Origin of the sequence: Streptomyces sp. NPDC057249, from assembly GCF_042669245.1 — a bacterium.
In the GTDB taxonomy this organism is placed as follows: Bacteria; Actinomycetota; Actinomycetes; order Streptomycetales; family Streptomycetaceae; genus Streptomyces.
In genome coordinates this window covers 449,753-464,719 of record NZ_JBHUXS010000003.1, presented here as the reverse complement: position 1 = coordinate 464,719, position 14,967 = coordinate 449,753, and the positions used below count along the sequence as shown (strand labels likewise).

Sequence of the window (14,967 nt, the reverse complement as noted above, 5' to 3'; positions counted from 1 at the left end):
GGGTGTGTGGTGGGGGGGTTGGGGGGGGGGGTGGGGGGGGGGTGGTGGGGGGGGGGGGGGGGGGTGTGGGGGTGGGTGGGGGGGGGGGGGGGGGGGGGGGGGGGGGTGTGGTGGTGGGTGGGGGGGGGGGGGGGGGGGGGGGGGCCCCGGCCCCCCCCCGCGGCGCGTTTCGGGGGCTCTGCCCCCGGACCCCCGCTCCTCAATCGCCGGAGGGGCTTGATTTGGGGCGCTGCCCCTTGCCCCGCTCCTCAATCGCCGGAGGGGCTTGAATGCGCCGGCGTCCTGCACCGCCCCGCAGCAGCCGCCGCCAGGCGGCCCAGCGCTTCCTGCTTCGCGCACGCGTGCGCGCCCAGCGCGACATGGCGGGCCACGATGCGGCGTTCCGTACGCATCAGACGCCACCCGCGACGCAGCAGGAACGGGACCGACTTGCGGCTCTCGCGCAGGTCGCGGATGAGGCGGTGGCGGAACGTCGTGGAGGGGCGGCCGCGCAGGCAGAGGGCGTCGGCCAGGAGGCCCAGGGACTGGCAGCGGTCGATGATGTCGGCCGCGAAGATGCCCTCGGCCACGAAGAGGGGGGTGCGCCCGATGTGCTGGACCTCGTGCCCGGTGCGGGAACTGGTGGAGATGTCGTACACCGGGACGTCGGTGCGGCCGGTCCGGCACAGCTCGGTGATCGCGGTGACCGCGGCGTCGGCGTCCCAGGAGTCCGGGGAGTCCCAGTCGATGTCCGTACTGCCCTCGACCAGCGGCAGGGTGGGGTCGCCGGCCTCCTTGTAGAAGTCGTCGAGCCGCAGGACCGGAAGGCCGGTGCGGGCGGCGAGGGACGACTTTCCGGAGCCGGAGGGGCCCGTCAACAGGACGACGCGGGTCGAAAGCGCTTGGGAACTCACAGGACACGAGTGTGCGGCATTGACCCGAACAAGCGACCCCCGGGAAGGTGCTGTTGGTATCGCGCATCACACCTCAACTACTCTGTGCATTCGGCCGATTACCCGGCCGATGGTCCGATCGTCCCGATCAGGTGGGAAATCCATGGCACGTCACGCACTTTCCAAGTCCCGGCGGCGCACCCTGCTGCGCGCAGGCCTGACCGTCACCGCGGTCGGCGCCGCGCTCGGCGCGGGGGGTGCGGCGGCGCAGGCCGCCCCGCTGCCCGTCGTCCAGGAGACCGGGGCCGACGTCGGCCTCGCGGAGGCCACCGAGGCGGCCGGCGGAGCGGTCACCGGGGCGCTCGGGCAGTCGCTGGAGCACAGCGTCGCGCCCGTCACCCACCTGCGGCTCGACCCGCTGGCCGGCACCGGTACGGACCCGCTGGACAACGCGGTCGGCACCCAGGTCGCCGACTTCAAGCCGCTCTCCACCGCGCTGGTCACCGACCCGCTGACGAGCGGCGGCGCCATCAAGGACCTGCCCGTCGTGGGCCCGGTCGTGGAGGGGCTGCGCGGCTGAGTCTCCGCCCGCAGCGGGACGGCCCGTTCCCCGGAGGCGTCTCCGGGGAACGGGCCGTCGCCGTGTGCGGTCAGTACGAGGAGCCGGACGCGCCCAGCGCGCCCGTCGGGTGCCAGACCGTCTTGGTCTCCAGGAACGCCGTCAGGCGGTGCGTACCCGGGTCGGCCACCCAGTCGCTTTCCACACCCTGTGGATGAGCAGCGCTTTGCGCTTCCTTGTCGGGGTGGTGGCGGGAGACGGGTGGGCGGGAAACGCGCTTCAGGTTGTCGGCCGCCGCGATCTCCAGCTCCTTCGCCAGCGCCGCGTCCGCCCCCGTGAGGTCGATGCCGTTCACGTCCTGGTGGGCGGCGAGCGGCGCCGCGATCTCCGCGGTCTTCCCCGACAGGATGTTGACCACACCGCCCGGCAGGTCCGAGGTGGCCAGCACCTCGCCCAGCGACAGGGCGGGCAGCGGGGACTGCGCGGAGGCCACCACGACCACGGTGTTGCCGGCCGCGATCACCGGGGCGATCACCGAGACCAGGCCGAGGAACGAGGACTCCTGCGGGGCCAGGACCGTGACCACACCGGTCGGTTCGGGCGTCGACAGGTTGAAGAACGGGCCCGCGACCGGGTTCGCCCCGCCCACGACCTGGGCGATCTTGTCCGTCCAGCCCGCGTACCAGACCCAGCGGTCCACCGCCGCGTCCACCACGGCCGCCGCCTTGGACTTGGACAGGCCCTCCGCCTCGGCCACCTCGCGTACGAACTGCTCGCGGCGGCCCTCCAGCATCTCCGCGACGCGGTAGAGGATCTGGCTGCGGTTGTACGCGGTCGCGCCGGACCAGCCGCCGAACGCCTTGCGGGCGGCCACGACCGCGTCGCGGGCGTCCTTGCGGGAGGACTGGGGCGCGTTCGCCAGCCACTTGCCCTTCGAGTCCGTCACCTCGTACACCCGGCCGCTCTCGGAGCGGGGGAACTTGCCCCCGACGTACAGCTTGTAGGTCTTGAAGACGCTCAGACGGTTATCGGACATCGAGGTACGCCTCCAGGCCGTGACGGCCGCCTTCGCGGCCGAAGCCCGACTCCTTGTAACCGCCGAACGGCGAGGTCGGGTCGAACTTGTTGAACGTGTTGGCCCAGACGACGCCCGCCCGGAGCTTGTTCGCCACCGCGAGGATGCGCGAGCCCTTCTCCGTCCAGATGCCGGCCGACAGGCCGTACTGGCTGTTGTTCGCCTTGGCGACGGCCTCGTCCGGCGTGCGGAACGACAGCACGGACAGCACCGGGCCGAAGATCTCGTCGCGGGCGATGGTGTGGGCCTGGGTGACGTTGGTGAACAGCGTCGGGGCGAACCAGTAACCGGCCGAGGGCAGTTCGCACGGGGCGCTCCAGCGCTCCGCGCCCTCCGCCTCGCCGGTCTCCGTGAGCGCGGTGATCCGGGCCAGTTGCTCGGCGGAGTTGATCGCGCCGATGTCCGTGTTCTTGTCCAGCGGGTCGCCCAGGCGCAGCGTGGACAGGCGGCGCTTGAGCGCGTCCAGCAGCTCGTCCTGGACCGATTCCTGCACCAGGAGGCGGGAGCCCGCGCAGCAGACCTGGCCCTGGTTGAAGAAGATGCCGGTGACGATGCCCTCGACGGCCTGGTCGAGGGGGGCGTCGTCGAAGACGATGTTGGCGCCCTTGCCGCCCAGCTCCAGGGTGACCTTCTTGTCCGTCCCCGCGATGCTCCGGGCGATGGCCTTGCCGACGGCGGTCGAACCGGTGAAGGCGACCTTGTTCACGTCGGGGTGCTCCACGAGCGCCTGGCCCGCGTCGCCGTACCCCGTCAGGATGTTGACGACACCCTTGGGCAGGCCCGCCTGGCGGCAGATGTCCGCGAAGAACAGCGCGGACAGCGGCGTGGTCTCGGCGGGCTTCAGGACCACCGTGTTGCCCGTGGCGAGCGCCGGGGCGATCTTCCACGCGAGCATCAGGAGCGGGAAGTTCCACGGGATGACCTGGCCGGCCACGCCCAGCGGGCGCGGGTTCGGGCCGTAGCCCGCGTGGTCCAGCTTGTCGGCCCAGCCCGCGTAGTAGAAGAAGTGCGCGGCGACCAGCGGGAGGTCGGCGTCGCGGGTCTCCTTGATCGGCTTGCCGTTGTCCAGGGTCTCCAGGACGGCCAGCTCGCGGGAGCGCTCCTGGATGATCCGGGCGATCCGGAACAGGTACTTGGCGCGCTCGGAGCCGGGCAGCGCCGACCACTTCTCGAACGCGCGGCGGGCCGCCTGCACGGCCCGGTCCACGTCCTCGGCGCCGGCCCGCGCGACCTCGGACAGCACCTCCTCGGAGGACGGGCTGACCGTCTTGAAGACCTTGCCGTCGGCCGCGTCGGTGAACTCACCGTCGATGAACAGGCCGTACGAGGGGGCGATGTCGACGACGGAACGGGACTCCGGCGCCGGTGCGTACTCGAATGCGGATGCCATGGGTATCAGTCCACCGTCACGTAATCGGGGCCGGAGTAACGGCCGGTGCTGAGCTTCTGGCGCTGCATCAGCAGGTCGTTCAGCAGGCTGGAGGCGCCGAAGCGGAACCAGTGGTTGTCCAGCCAGTCCTCGCCCGCCGTCTCGTTGACCAGCACGAGGAACTTGACCGCGTCCTTCGAGGTGCGGATGCCGCCGGCCGGCTTCACGCCGACCTGCACGCCGGTCTGCGCGCGGAAGTCGCGCACCGCCTCCAGCATCAGCAGGGTGTTCGCGGGCGTGGCGTTGGTCGCCACCTTGCCGGTCGAGGTCTTGATGAAGTCCGCGCCCGCCAGCATCCCGAGCCAGGAGGCCCGCCGGATGTTGTCGTACGTGGACAGCTCACCGGTCTCGAAGATCACCTTGAGCCGGGCGGACCCGCACTCCGCCTTCACGGCGAGGATCTCCTCGTACACCTTCAGATAGCGGCCGGCCAGGAACGCGCCCCGGTCGATCACCATGTCGATCTCGTCGGCCCCGGCCGCGACCGCGTCCCGCACGTCCGCGAGCTTCACGTCGAGCGCGGCGCGCCCGGCGGGGAAGGCCGTCGCCACGGACGCCACCTTCACGCCGGAGCCGGCCAGGGCGGCGGCCGCGGTGGCCGCCATGTCGGGGTACACGCAGACCGCGGCGGTGCGCGGCGTCGTGCGGTCGGTGGGGTCGGGGTGGACGGCCTTGGCGGCGAGGGCCCGGACCTTGCCGGGGGTGTCCGCGCCTTCGAGCGTCGTCAGGTCGATCATCGAGATGGCGAGGTCGATGGCGTACGCCTTGGCCGTCGTCTTGATCGACCTGGTACCGAGGGCTGCGGCGCGCGCTTCGAGGCCGACCGGGTCGACGCCGGGCAGCCCGTGCAGGAAGCGGCGCAGCGCACTGTCGGACGCCGTCGCGTCGGCGAATGCGGGGAGGGTGGTGGGCATGGTCACCACATGAGCATATCTACGCGCGTAGCGACCTGTACAGGGACCCAGGTCATCGCCCCGTCCCACGCCCACCGGGCCCCCGCGCGTCGGCCGCCCCCGCGCCCCCGCGCCGCGTCAGGCACAATCGGGCTCATGACGAGCCCCACGCCTGCCGACGAGCCCACCTACGCCGACCGGACCTTCCGGTCGCCCGCCGGGCTGGCCGGCGGCGTCCTGCTCCTCGTGCTCGTCTGCGGGATCGGGGGCGACGCCGTCATCCGGGGCGCCGGCCGGACGCCGTGGATGGCGCTCGCCGGGATGCTGTTCGCCGTGCCCCTGATCGTCGCCTTCACCCTGCGCCCGGTGGTCGCCGCGAACGAGAAGCGCATCCGCATCCGCAACCCGTTCCGCACGATCACGCTGCCGTGGAGCGACGTCGCCGACGTACGGGCCGGTTATTCGAGCGAGCTCTTCACGCACGGCGGTACGAAGTTCCAGCTCTGGGCCGTCCCCGTGTCGCTGCGGCAGCGCAAGAAGGCCGCCCGCCAGCAGTCCCGGCAGGCGGTGGAGGACCCGTACCGGCGTACGTCCACGATCGCCGACGTACGCAACACCAAGGCCCGCACCGCGGCCGCCGACCAGACCGTCGCGGACCTGCGCGAGCTGTCCGAGCGCGCCGGCGACAAGCCCTCGCCCGACGCGCCCGCCGCCTCCGTGCGCTGGGCGTACGAGGTCATCGCCCCGGCCGCCGTCGGCGCGGTGCTGCTCGTGGTCCTGGGCGCGACGGGCTGACCCGGGGCGTGTCCGGCGCGCTCACAGCCAGCCCTGGCGCTGCGCCTGCAACGCCAGCTGGAAGCGGTTCTCGGCGCCCAGCCTGGCCATCAGGACCTGCAACCGGCGGAACAGCGTGCGGCGGCTGACGCCCAGCTCGCGCGCGATGACCTCGTCGCTCGTCCCGCCCGCCAGCAGCCACAGCAGCCGCCGGTCCGCCGGCGGCAGCCCGCCCGGGCGCGTCGTCCGGCCGCTGAACGGCAGCGCGCTCTGCCAGTACTGCTCGAACAGCGCGATGAGCGCCGACAGCAGCCCGCACGGCTGCACGACCAGCATGGTGTTGTGCACGTCCGCCTCCCGGATCGACAACGACACCAGCGCCGACGCGTCGTCGATGATCACCAGCTTCACCGGCACCGCGGGCGCCACCCGGGCCTGCTCCCCGGCCCGGACGCACGGCTCGATGACGTCCTTCAGATGCCCGGGGTGCTCCAGGGACTCCCGCGAGTACACGACGCGCTGCGTCACCCCGCGGGCGAGTGTGGCCAGCGCGTCCTCGGTCGCCCCGGGCAGCGGCACGTACGGCGGCGACTCCAGCTGGCGGATCTGCTCCCGCGCGCTCGCCCACGCCCGGCGGATTCTCGGGCCGACCGCGTCGCCGGTCACGGACTCGACGAGATGGTCGTCGTGCGCGGCGAGCCGCTGCCGCCGGAACGACTCGAACGCGCCCCCGACCGCGATCCGGGACTCCTCGACCTCGCTCGCCCGCTGCCTGACCAGGATCTCCAGACCGGCCGCGGGCGGGACCGGGGCGACCACGTCCGCGCCCGTGCCCGCGCCGCCGACCAGCCCGGCGTCGACCAGCTCCCCGTACGCCGCCGCCAGCGCCGGGGCGTCCAGACCGGCCGTCCGGCCGATCGCGGACAGGGGCGCGGGCGCATGGTCGAGCAGCGCCTGATAGACCCGGGCCGCCGCCCCGCCGATGCCCAGCAGCCGAAGGGCCTCGGCCAGCTTCGCGTTCGTCATGGACCGCATTCTCCGCCGGGAGGGGCACCGGGTGATGGCCGATCGGTGCCACTGGCACGGCCGGGCACCCGCGCCGCCCCGCCGGGGATAGCGTCCGGGAGCCGTCGGTGACCACCGGGGGCCCACCCCGTCGAGACAGGGAGCATGACGTGGCGAACGGCCGGAAGAACGGGCTCTACTCGGAAATCTCCGAAGAACTCTCCGCGCTGATGCGGACCGGGTGGGCGGACACCGAACGGCACGACCTCGTACCCGACGAGCAGGCACCCCATGCCGCCGCCCGGCGCGCCCGGCTCTCGGAGCGCTTCCCCGGCGAACGCCTCGTAGTCCCCTCCGGGAACCTGAAGACCCGGTCGAACGACGACGACTACCCCTTCCGGCCCTACTCCGGCTACGTCCACATGACCGGCGACCAGGCCCGCGACGGCGCCCTCGTCCTGGAACCCCGGGCGGACGGCGGACACGACGCCTACTGCTTCCAGCTGCCGCGCGACAGCCGGGACAACGACGAGTTCTGGACCGGGGCCACGGCCGAGCTGTGGACCGGGCGCCGCCGCACCCTCGCCGAGTCCGCGCGGGTCCTGGGGCTGCCCTGCCGGGATGTCCGCACGGCGGCCGAGACGCTCGCGGCCGGCGCGGTGGCCTCCGGTGCGGCGGACCCCGGCGCCGGGGTCCGGGTGCCGACCCGGATCGTCCGGGGCATCGATCCGGCGCTGGAGCGGGCGGTCGTCACCGACGAGGAGCGCGACGCCGAGCTGGCGGAGGCGCTGAGCGACCTCCGCCTCGTCAAGGACGCCTGGGAGCTCGGTGAGCTGCGCAAGGCCGTCGACTCCACGGTGCGCGGCTTCACCGACGCGATCGCCGACCTCTCGGGGGCCGTCGCGACCTCGGAGCGGTGGATCGAGGGCACGTTCTTCCGCCGCGCCCGCCTGGAGGGCAACGCCGTCGGCTACGGCTCCATCTGCGCCGCCGGCGACCACGCCACGATCATGCACTGGACGGACAACGACGGCCCCGTGCGCCCCGGCGACCTGCTCCTGTTCGACGCCGGCGTGGAGACCCGCACCCTCTACACAGCCGACGTCACGCGCACCCTTCCCGTCAGCGGCACGTTCACCCCGCTCCAGCGGAAGGTCTACGACGCGGTGTACGAGGCGCAGGAGGCGGGAATGGCCGCGGTGAAGCCGGGAGCCCACTACCGCGACTTCCACGAGGCCGCGCAACGCCACCTGGCCGCCCGGCTCGTGGAGTGGGGTTTCATCGAGGGCCCGGCCGAGCGGGCGTACGCACTCGGCCTCCAGCGCCGCTTCACCATGGCCGGCACCGGCCACATGCTCGGCCTGGACGTCCACGACTGCGCGCGGGCGCGCAACGAGGCGTACGTCGACGGGGTGCTGGAGCCGGGCATGGTGCTGACCGTCGAGCCCGGGCTGTACTTCCAGCCGGACGACCTGACGGTCCCGGAGGAGTGGCGCGGCATCGGCGTCCGCATCGAGGACGACCTCGTCGTGACGGAGTCCGGCCACGAGAACCTGTCGGCCGGGCTGCCGCGCTCGGCGGACGAGGTCGAGGCGTGGATGGCGCGGGTGGCCGGGTGAGCGGAGGGCGGCCGGGCCGGGCCCCGGCCGCCCCGTCTCAGATGCCCGCCGCTGCCGCGAGGTCGCGCTTGATGCCGGTCAGCAGCTCCGTGGCCCGGGCGCGGGCCGCGGGCAGCGCGTCGGCGGAGCCGACCGGCACGACGACCTCCAGGTAGCACTTCAGCTTCGGCTCGGTGCCGCTCGGGCGGACGATCACCCGGGCGCCGTCGAGCCGGTAGCGCAGCCCGTCGGTCGGCGGCAGCCGGTCCGTGCCCCGCGACAGGTCCTCGGCCGACACCACGGACAGCCCCGCCAGGGCGGCCGGCGGCTGCTCGCGCAGGCGGCGCATCGCGTCCGCGATGACGGACAGGTCCTCGACCCGCACCGACAGCTGGTCGGTCGCGTGCAGCCCGTGCTCCAGGGCGAGGTCGTCCAGCAGGTCGAGCAGCGTGCGGCCCTGCTCCTTCAGCACGGAGGCGAGCTCGGCGACGAGCAGCGCGGCCGTGATGCCGTCCTTGTCGCGGACGCCCTCCGGGTCCACGCAGTAGCCGAGCGCCTCCTCGTACCCGTAACGCAGTCCCTCCACGCGGGCGATCCACTTGAAGCCCGTCAGGGTCTCCTCGTGACCCAGGCCCGCCTTCCCGGCGATCCGGCCCAGCAGTGAGGACGAGACGATCGACTCCGCGAACACGCCGGTCGCGCCCCGGCGCACGAGGTGCGCGGCGAGCAGCGCCCCGACCTCGTCGCCCCGCAGCATCCGCCAGCCGCCGTCCGCCGCCGGGTCCGGCACGGCGACGGCGCACCGGTCCGCGTCCGGGTCGTTGGCGATGACGAGGTCCGGGTTCGCATGGCGCGCGGCGGCGAACGCGAGGTCCATCGCGCCGGGCTCCTCCGGATTCGGGAAGGCCACGGTGGGGAACGCGGGGTCCGGCTCGGCCTGCTCCGCGACGAGCACCGGGGCCGGGAAGCCGGCCCGGTCGAACGCGGCGGTCAGCACGGCGGTGCCGACGCCGTGCATCGCGGTGTACACGGTGCGGGCGGTGCGCGGCGAGCCCGCGTCGAGCACGGCGTCCGTACGGGTCAGGTAGGCGTCCAGGACCTCGTCGCCCAGGGTCTCCCAGCCGGTGGCCGGGCGGTCCACGGTGTCCAGCGGGCCGACCGCCGCGATGGCCGCGGCGATCTCGCCGTCCGCCGGCGGCACGATCTGCGAGCCGTCGCCGAGGTACACCTTGTAGCCGTTGTCGCGGGGCGGGTTGTGGCTGGCGGTCACCTCGACGCCGGCGACGGCGCCCAGGTGCCGTATGGCGTACGCCAGCACGGGGGTGGGCAGCGGGCGGGGGAGGACCGCCGCGCGGAGGCCGGCGCCGGTCATCACCGCGGCGGTGTCGCGCGCGAAGTCGGCGGACTTGTAGCGGGCGTCGTAGCCGATGACGACGAGACCGCCGGCCCGCCCCTGGTCCTTCAGGTACGCGGCGAGGCCGGCGGCGGCGCGGATGACCACGGAGCGGTTCATGCGCATCGGGCCCGCGCCGAGCTCGCCGCGCAGCCCGGCGGTGCCGAACTGGAGCGTGCCCGCGAAGCGGGTGGTGAGCTCGGGGACGTCCTCGGCGGCGATGAGCTTGGCGAGCTCTTCGCGGGTGTCGGGGTCGGGGTCCTCCGCCAGCCAGGCGCCGGCGCGGGCGAGGAGGTCCGGGGTCGTGGTCACGGGGTGCCTTTCGTGTGCGGTGGGGCTACCTGTAAGCCCCTCCGGCGATTGAGGAGCGGGGGTCCGGGGGCAGCGCCCCCGGGACAACCTCAGATCCGGTCCAGCACCCGCGCCAGCAGGGACCCCATCCGCGTCGCGGAATCCCGCCCCGCCTGGAGCACCTCCTCGTGGTTCAGCGGCTCCCCGCTCAACCCCGCCGCCAGGTTCGTCACCAGGGACAGGCCCAGCACCTCGGCGCCCGCCTCCCGGGCGGCGATCGCCTCCAGGACCGTGGACATGCCGACCAGGTCGCCGCCCATCACGCGGACCATGCCGATCTCGGCCGGGGTCTCGTAGTGCGGGCCGGGGAACTGCACGTACACGCCCTCTTCGAGCGTCTCGTCCACCTCCTTGCACAGCGCGCGCAGACGCGGCGAGTACAGGTCGGTGAGGTCCACGAAGTTCGCGCCGACGATCGGCGACGCCGCCGTGAGGTTGATGTGGTCGCTGATCAGGACCGGCTGCCCGGGGCGCATGCCCTCCCGCAGACCGCCGCAGCCGTTCGTCAGGACGACCGTCCGGCACCCCGCGGCGACCGCGGTGCGGACGCCGTGCGCGACGGCGGCGACGCCGCGGCCCTCGTAGTAGTGCGTGCGGCCCAGGAACACCAGCGCGCGCTTGTCGCCGATCACGTGCGAGCGGATCGTGCCGCCGTGGCCCTCGACGGCGGGCGCCGGGAAGCCGGGCAGGGCGGTCACCGGGAACTCGGCCGCCGGAACGCCGAGCGCGGCGGCGGCCGGCGCCCAGCCGGAGCCCATCACGAGGGCGACGTCGTGAGTCTCGGCACCGGTCAGCTCGCGCAGGCGGGCGGCGGCGTCGGCGGCGGCGGCGTACGGGTCGCCCTGGATGTGGTCCGGAATAACTGATGCGTTCACGCGGACGAGCGTAACCGCTGAATCCCTACGCGCGTAGATGCCCCTGCACAGAGTCTGGCGGGAATCGTTCGTGTGTTCCGACAACCGCGCCCGCGGCCGGGCCCGTCAGCAGGGGCGCTTGCGCAGTTCCATCACGTAGTCGTGCGGCGCGCCCGCCGATTCGGCCGCGTCCGCGATCTCGCCCAGATAGCGGGCGGACGGGAGGCCGCCCTCGTAGCCGTTCAGCACATAGATCCAGGCCGGCTCCTCGCCGTCCAGGGTGTGCACCCGGATGCGCATGCGCCGGTAGATGTCGAGGCCGACGCCCTCCCAGCGGTCCATGGAGTCCTCGTCCATGGGCGCCAGGTCGTACAGGGCGACGAACACCTGCGAGCGGGGCGCCTCCACCACGGTGGCCAGCGCTCCCTCCCAGCCCATCTGCTCCCCGCCGAAGGTCAGCCGCCAGCCGTTCAGCCAGCCGGTGCCGCGCAGCGGTGAGTGCGGGGCGCGGCGCGTCATCAGCCGCGCGTCGAGGTTGCCGGCGTACGCGGCGTAGAGCGACATGGGATCGAGGGTACGGGAGGTGACGCCGGGCACGCCGGTTCCTGTGAGGAACGCCCCCCGAGGGGAGGCGCGAACGGGACGGCCGCGTCCGCCGCGCCCGTGCGCCGTGCGCCCCGGCGCACGTATGGAGGGCCCCGGGGAGAAGCACCTTGGCGCGTGCGGGACAATGAAGTACGTACTGCATTCCCCCGGGGCGATCCCCCGGACCCCCGGCCGGGGCAGCAGACGGCCGTGGGACGAGAAACGCGAGGCGGACTTTTCGTGACCCGGATCGTGATCATCGGCGGCGGACCCGGCGGGTACGAGGCGGCACTGGTGGGCGCCCAGCTCGGCGCGGAGGTGACCGTCGTCGACTGCGACGGCCTCGGCGGCGCGTCCGTCCTCACCGACTGCGTGCCTTCGAAGACCCTGATCGCGACGGCCGAGGTGATGACCACCTTCGACTCCTCGTACGAGGAGCTGGGCATCATCGTCGCCGACGACACCCCGCACATAGAGCAGGCCGCACGCGTGGTCGGCGTCGACCTGGGGAAGGTCAACCGCCGCGTCAAGCGCCTGGCGCTCGCGCAGTCCCACGACATCACCGCCTCCGTCACCCGCGCCGGCGCCCGTGTGATGCGCGGACGTGGCCGGCTGCAGGGCCTCCAGGCCGCCGACGGCTCCCGCCAGGTCGTCGTCACGGCCGCCGACGGCACGGAGGAGACGCTCACCGCCGACGCCGTGCTGATAGCGACCGGCGGGCACCCCCGGGAGATCCCGGACGCCCAGCCCGACGGCGAGCGCATCCTGAACTGGACCCAGGTCTACGACCTCGACGAGCTGCCGCAGGAGCTCATCGTGGTCGGCTCCGGTGTGACCGGCGCCGAGTTCGCCGGCGCCTACCAGGCCCTTGGCTCGCGCGTCACCCTCGTCTCCTCCCGCGACCGGGTGCTGCCCGGCGAGGACCCCGACGCGGCGGCCGTCCTGGAGGACGTGTTCCGGCGGCGCGGCATGAACGTGATGGCCCGCTCCCGCGCCCAGTCCGCCAAGCGCGTCGGCGACCGCGTCGAGGTGACCCTCGCCGACGGCCGGGTCATCTCCGGCACGCACTGCCTGATGGCCGTCGGCGCCATCCCGAACACCGCGGGCATGGGCCTGGAGGAGGCCGGCGTCCGGCTCAAGGACTCCGGGCACATCCGGACCGACAAGGTCTCCCGCACCAGCGCGCCCGGCGTCTACGCGGCCGGTGACGTCACCGGCATCTTCGCGCTCGCCTCCGTCGCCGCCATGCAGGGCCGCATCGCGATGTACCACTTCCTCGGCGACGCGGTGGCCCCGCTGAACCTCAAGACGGTGTCCTCGAACGTCTTCACCGACCCGGAGATCGCCACCGTCGGTTACACCCAGGCGGACGTCGACGCGGGCAAGATCGACGCCCGGGTCGTCAAGCTGCCGCTGCTGCGCAACCCGCGCGCCAAGATGCAGGGCATCCGGGACGGCTTCGTCAAGATCTTCTGCCGCCCCGGCACCGGCATCGTGGTCGGCGGCTGCGTCGTCGCCCCCCGGGCGAGCGAGCTGATCCATCCGATCTCGATCGCCGTCGACAACAATCTGACGGTCGAGCAGATCGCAAACGCCTTCACTGTGTACCCGTCCCTGTCGGGATCGATCGCCGAAGTGGCCCGCCAGTTGCACAGCCGTAAGCGCACGGGCGAGGCGTGACCGGGCCGGGGACCCGGGCCACGGCCCGGCATTCCCCGGCAACTCCCGCCAAGTCGGGCGGCCCGAGGCGGCCGTTCGGTCAGGAGACGACAACAAGACGGTCTCCTATACCACTTGGTGACCGCCTGTATGTACAACTTCTGCTATTCGGCGCAAACTGCTGAAAAGTCTCGCGCGGTCACGTTACTGTCAGTTTCGTGTTCGCTGCAGAACGTCGTCAGTTGATCCTCGAAATGGTGCGCGCCAACGGGGCGGTATCGCTCCGTGAGCTCGCCCGCGTCGTCCAGACCTCCGAAGTGACCGTACGGCGGGACGTGCGGGCACTGGAGGCAGAAGGACTCCTCGACCGCCGGCACGGCGGTGCGGTCTTGCCGGGCGGTTTTACGCGGGAGTCCGGCTTTCCGCAGAAATCCCATCTCGCCACCGCGGAGAAGACGGCCATCGCCGACCTGGCCGCCGGCCTCGTCGAAGAGGGCGAGGCCATCGTCGTCGGCGCCGGTACGACCACGCAGGAGCTGGCCCGCCGGCTCGCGCGCGTCCCCGGCCTGACCGTCGTCACCAATTCCCTGCTCGTCGCCCAGGCGCTGGCCCATGCCAACCGGGTCGAGGTGGTGATGACCGGGGGCACCCTGCGCGGCTCCAACTACGCCCTGGTGGGCAGCGGGGCCGAGCAGTCCCTCCAGGGGCTGCGGGTCTCCCGCGCGTTCCTGTCCGGGAGCGGGCTCACCGCCGAGCGCGGGCTCTCCACGTCCAACATGCTCTCCGCGAGCGTGGACCGGGCGCTGGTGCAGGCCGCGGCGGAGGTGGTGGTCCTCGCGGACCACACGAAGCTCGGCTCCGACACGATGTTCCAGACCGTGCCGACGGATCTCATCACCCATCTCGTGACGGACGAGCCCGCCGCGCACGACGACCGGTCGGCGGCGGAGTTGCAGGCGCTGGCGGACCAGGGCGTACGGATCGCCGTCGCGGGGGGCGGGGGGGCGGGGGCGGCCTCGTCGGCCGCGGAGCCGGGGGCGAGTGGGAGGCCCTCCGCCAGGCGCGAGATGCCCTTGCCCGGGCAGCGGCGTACGCAGGGGCAGCCTTTGCGGGCGCTCGGGGAGCCGGGGGTCGGTGACCGGGACCGGGGGCGGGTGGCCGATCTGCGGCGGCGGTAGCTCGGGGGCGCTGCCCCCGGACCCCCGCTCCTCAATCGCCGGAGGGGCTCGACGGGCCGGCGGACGGGCCGAGGCCCCGTAGCGTCAGTGTCAGCAGGCGGTTCGCCAGTTCCGGGTCGTCCGGGGACTGTTCCGCTGCCAGGGCGATCGCGTTCGTCAGTTGCATCAGGTCGTCGATCGAGACGTCCGGGCGGACCGTGCCCGAGGACTGGGCGCGGGACAGGAGCGTCGAACCCGCTTCGCGCAGCGGGGTGTTGCACCGGGCCAGGGCCGAACTCTCGTCCCGGCAGGTGGACATGAGGGCCTGGGCCAGGCCGCGGTACTCGCCCGCGTGGGTGACGATCGCGCCCAGCCACTCCACCAGCGCGGTGCACGGCTGGTCCGAGCCGGCCAGTTCGCGGGAGCGGGTGATCAGGGAGGTCACCGCCTCCTGGAAGACCGCGCTCATCAGCGCGTGCCGGGTCGGGAAGTGGCGGTACAGCGTGCCGATGCCCACCTCCGCGCGCCGGGCGATGTCCTCCAGGGACGCGTCGGTCCCGTGTTCCGCGAAGGCGGTACGGGCCTCCGCCAGCAGCCGGCCGTAGTTGCGGCGCGCGTCGGCACGCATGGGCCGGGCCGGTGCCCCTGTCTGGCTCGTCGCCATGGTGCGGTCCCTCCTCTCTCCCCGGTCTCCAGGATGCCATCGTGCGGGCGGCCGCCGTCCCCGAATGCGCCGGTGCCCCGGTCACGTCCGACGACATGA

The 14,967-nt window shown here is 73.2% G+C and carries 14 protein-coding genes; 5 read left to right on the top strand and 9 right to left on the bottom strand.

The genetic code is table 11. From position 1 onward, the window contains the following. Window positions 1–248: 248 nt before the first annotated feature. Complete coding sequence (locus tag ACFUJY_RS08660) at window positions 249–893, bottom strand: uridine kinase (RefSeq protein ID WP_383296451.1); 645 nt, start codon at window positions 891–893, stop codon at window positions 249–251. Between the two features lie 142 nt (window positions 894–1,035). On the opposite strand from ACFUJY_RS08660, the gene ACFUJY_RS08655 reads away from it, so the two are divergent. Then, window positions 1,036–1,452 (top strand): hypothetical protein, encoded by a 417-nt coding sequence (locus ACFUJY_RS08655; protein ID WP_073964293.1) that lies wholly within the window; start codon window positions 1,036–1,038, stop codon window positions 1,450–1,452. A 70-nt stretch (window positions 1,453–1,522) separates the two neighbouring features. Here ACFUJY_RS08655 and ACFUJY_RS08650 read toward each other — a convergent pair whose 3' ends face one another. Genes ACFUJY_RS08650 through deoC form a run of 3 tightly spaced genes read right to left on the bottom strand, consistent with a single transcriptional unit; the run spans window position 1,523 to window position 4,849 of the window. Then, the gene (locus ACFUJY_RS08650; protein WP_383296448.1) at window positions 1,523–2,467 is read right to left on the bottom strand and encodes an aldehyde dehydrogenase family protein; all 945 of its coding nucleotides are present in this window, start codon (window positions 2,465–2,467) and stop codon (window positions 1,523–1,525) included. Then, entirely contained in the window at window positions 2,457–3,896 is a 1,440-nt protein-coding gene (locus ACFUJY_RS08645) for an aldehyde dehydrogenase family protein (protein WP_383296445.1), read from the bottom strand. The genes ACFUJY_RS08650 and ACFUJY_RS08645 overlap by 11 nt, the downstream gene beginning before the upstream one ends. 5 nt (window positions 3,897–3,901) lie before the next feature. Beyond that, a complete protein-coding gene (deoC, locus tag ACFUJY_RS08640; RefSeq protein WP_383296514.1) occupies window positions 3,902–4,849 on the bottom strand; it encodes a deoxyribose-phosphate aldolase in 948 nt (315 codons plus the stop codon). A 135-nt stretch (window positions 4,850–4,984) separates the two neighbouring features. Between deoC and ACFUJY_RS08635 the strand changes: the two genes are divergently transcribed. Beyond that, on the top strand, window positions 4,985–5,623 hold the full coding sequence (locus ACFUJY_RS08635) for a PH domain-containing protein (RefSeq protein WP_383296442.1): 639 nt from the start codon (window positions 4,985–4,987) through the stop codon (window positions 5,621–5,623). 21 nt (window positions 5,624–5,644) lie between these two features. Here ACFUJY_RS08635 and ACFUJY_RS08630 read toward each other — a convergent pair whose 3' ends face one another. Further along, on the bottom strand, window positions 5,645–6,628 hold the full coding sequence (locus tag ACFUJY_RS08630) for a LuxR family transcriptional regulator (protein ID WP_383296439.1): 984 nt from the start codon (window positions 6,626–6,628) through the stop codon (window positions 5,645–5,647). Window positions 6,629–6,777: 149 nt separating this feature from the next. Here ACFUJY_RS08630 and ACFUJY_RS08625 point away from each other — a divergent pair, with 149 nt between their 5' ends. Then, the gene (locus ACFUJY_RS08625) at window positions 6,778–8,226 is read left to right on the top strand and encodes an aminopeptidase P family protein (protein ID WP_383296436.1); all 1,449 of its coding nucleotides are present in this window, start codon (window positions 6,778–6,780) and stop codon (window positions 8,224–8,226) included. Window positions 8,227–8,263: 37 nt separating this feature from the next. Here ACFUJY_RS08625 and ACFUJY_RS08620 read toward each other — a convergent pair whose 3' ends face one another. The 3 genes from ACFUJY_RS08620 to ACFUJY_RS08610 form a co-directional block, all read right to left on the bottom strand. Then, window positions 8,264–9,910, bottom strand: a complete 1,647-nt coding sequence (locus ACFUJY_RS08620) for a phospho-sugar mutase (RefSeq protein WP_383296434.1) — start codon at window positions 9,908–9,910, stop codon at window positions 8,264–8,266. Between the two features lie 89 nt (window positions 9,911–9,999). After that, on the bottom strand, window positions 10,000–10,824 hold the full coding sequence (locus tag ACFUJY_RS08615; RefSeq protein WP_383296432.1) for a purine-nucleoside phosphorylase: 825 nt from the start codon (window positions 10,822–10,824) through the stop codon (window positions 10,000–10,002). Window positions 10,825–10,929: 105 nt separating this feature from the next. Further along, a complete protein-coding gene (locus ACFUJY_RS08610) occupies window positions 10,930–11,367 on the bottom strand; it encodes a gamma-glutamylcyclotransferase (protein ID WP_026171252.1) in 438 nt (145 codons plus the stop codon). A gap of 261 nt (window positions 11,368–11,628) precedes the next feature. Here ACFUJY_RS08610 and ACFUJY_RS08605 point away from each other — a divergent pair, with 261 nt between their 5' ends. Next, the gene (locus ACFUJY_RS08605) at window positions 11,629–13,068 is read left to right on the top strand and encodes an NAD(P)H-quinone dehydrogenase (RefSeq protein WP_383296430.1); all 1,440 of its coding nucleotides are present in this window, start codon (window positions 11,629–11,631) and stop codon (window positions 13,066–13,068) included. A 197-nt stretch (window positions 13,069–13,265) separates the two neighbouring features. Further along, window positions 13,266–14,225, top strand: a complete 960-nt coding sequence (locus ACFUJY_RS08600) for a DeoR/GlpR family DNA-binding transcription regulator (protein WP_383296427.1) — start codon at window positions 13,266–13,268, stop codon at window positions 14,223–14,225. 31 nt (window positions 14,226–14,256) lie between these two features. On the opposite strand, the gene ACFUJY_RS08595 is transcribed toward ACFUJY_RS08600, so the two are convergent. Next, entirely contained in the window at window positions 14,257–14,868 is a 612-nt protein-coding gene (locus tag ACFUJY_RS08595; RefSeq protein WP_383296424.1) for a TetR/AcrR family transcriptional regulator, read from the bottom strand. Window positions 14,869–14,967 lie beyond the last annotated feature (99 nt).

What these genes read in the sequence shown, in the direction of transcription:
- ACFUJY_RS08645 (WP_383296445.1), bottom strand. Translation starts at nt 3,896, where the DNA reads ATGGCATCCGCATTCGAGTACGCACCGGCGCCGGAGTCCCGTTCCGTC.
- ACFUJY_RS08630 (WP_383296439.1), bottom strand. Translation starts at nt 6,628, where the DNA reads ATGACGAACGCGAAGCTGGCCGAGGCCCTTCGGCTGCTGGGCATCGGC.
- ACFUJY_RS08635 (WP_383296442.1), top strand. Translation starts at nt 4,985, where the DNA reads ATGACGAGCCCCACGCCTGCCGACGAGCCCACCTACGCCGACCGGACC.
- deoC (WP_383296514.1), bottom strand. Translation starts at nt 4,849, where the DNA reads ATGCCCACCACCCTCCCCGCATTCGCCGACGCGACGGCGTCCGACAGT.
- ACFUJY_RS08610 (WP_026171252.1), bottom strand. Translation starts at nt 11,367, where the DNA reads ATGTCGCTCTACGCCGCGTACGCCGGCAACCTCGACGCGCGGCTGATG.
- ACFUJY_RS08595 (WP_383296424.1), bottom strand. Translation starts at nt 14,868, where the DNA reads ATGGCGACGAGCCAGACAGGGGCACCGGCCCGGCCCATGCGTGCCGAC.
- ACFUJY_RS08650 (WP_383296448.1), bottom strand. Translation starts at nt 2,467, where the DNA reads ATGTCCGATAACCGTCTGAGCGTCTTCAAGACCTACAAGCTGTACGTC.
- ACFUJY_RS08655 (WP_073964293.1), top strand. Translation starts at nt 1,036, where the DNA reads ATGGCACGTCACGCACTTTCCAAGTCCCGGCGGCGCACCCTGCTGCGC.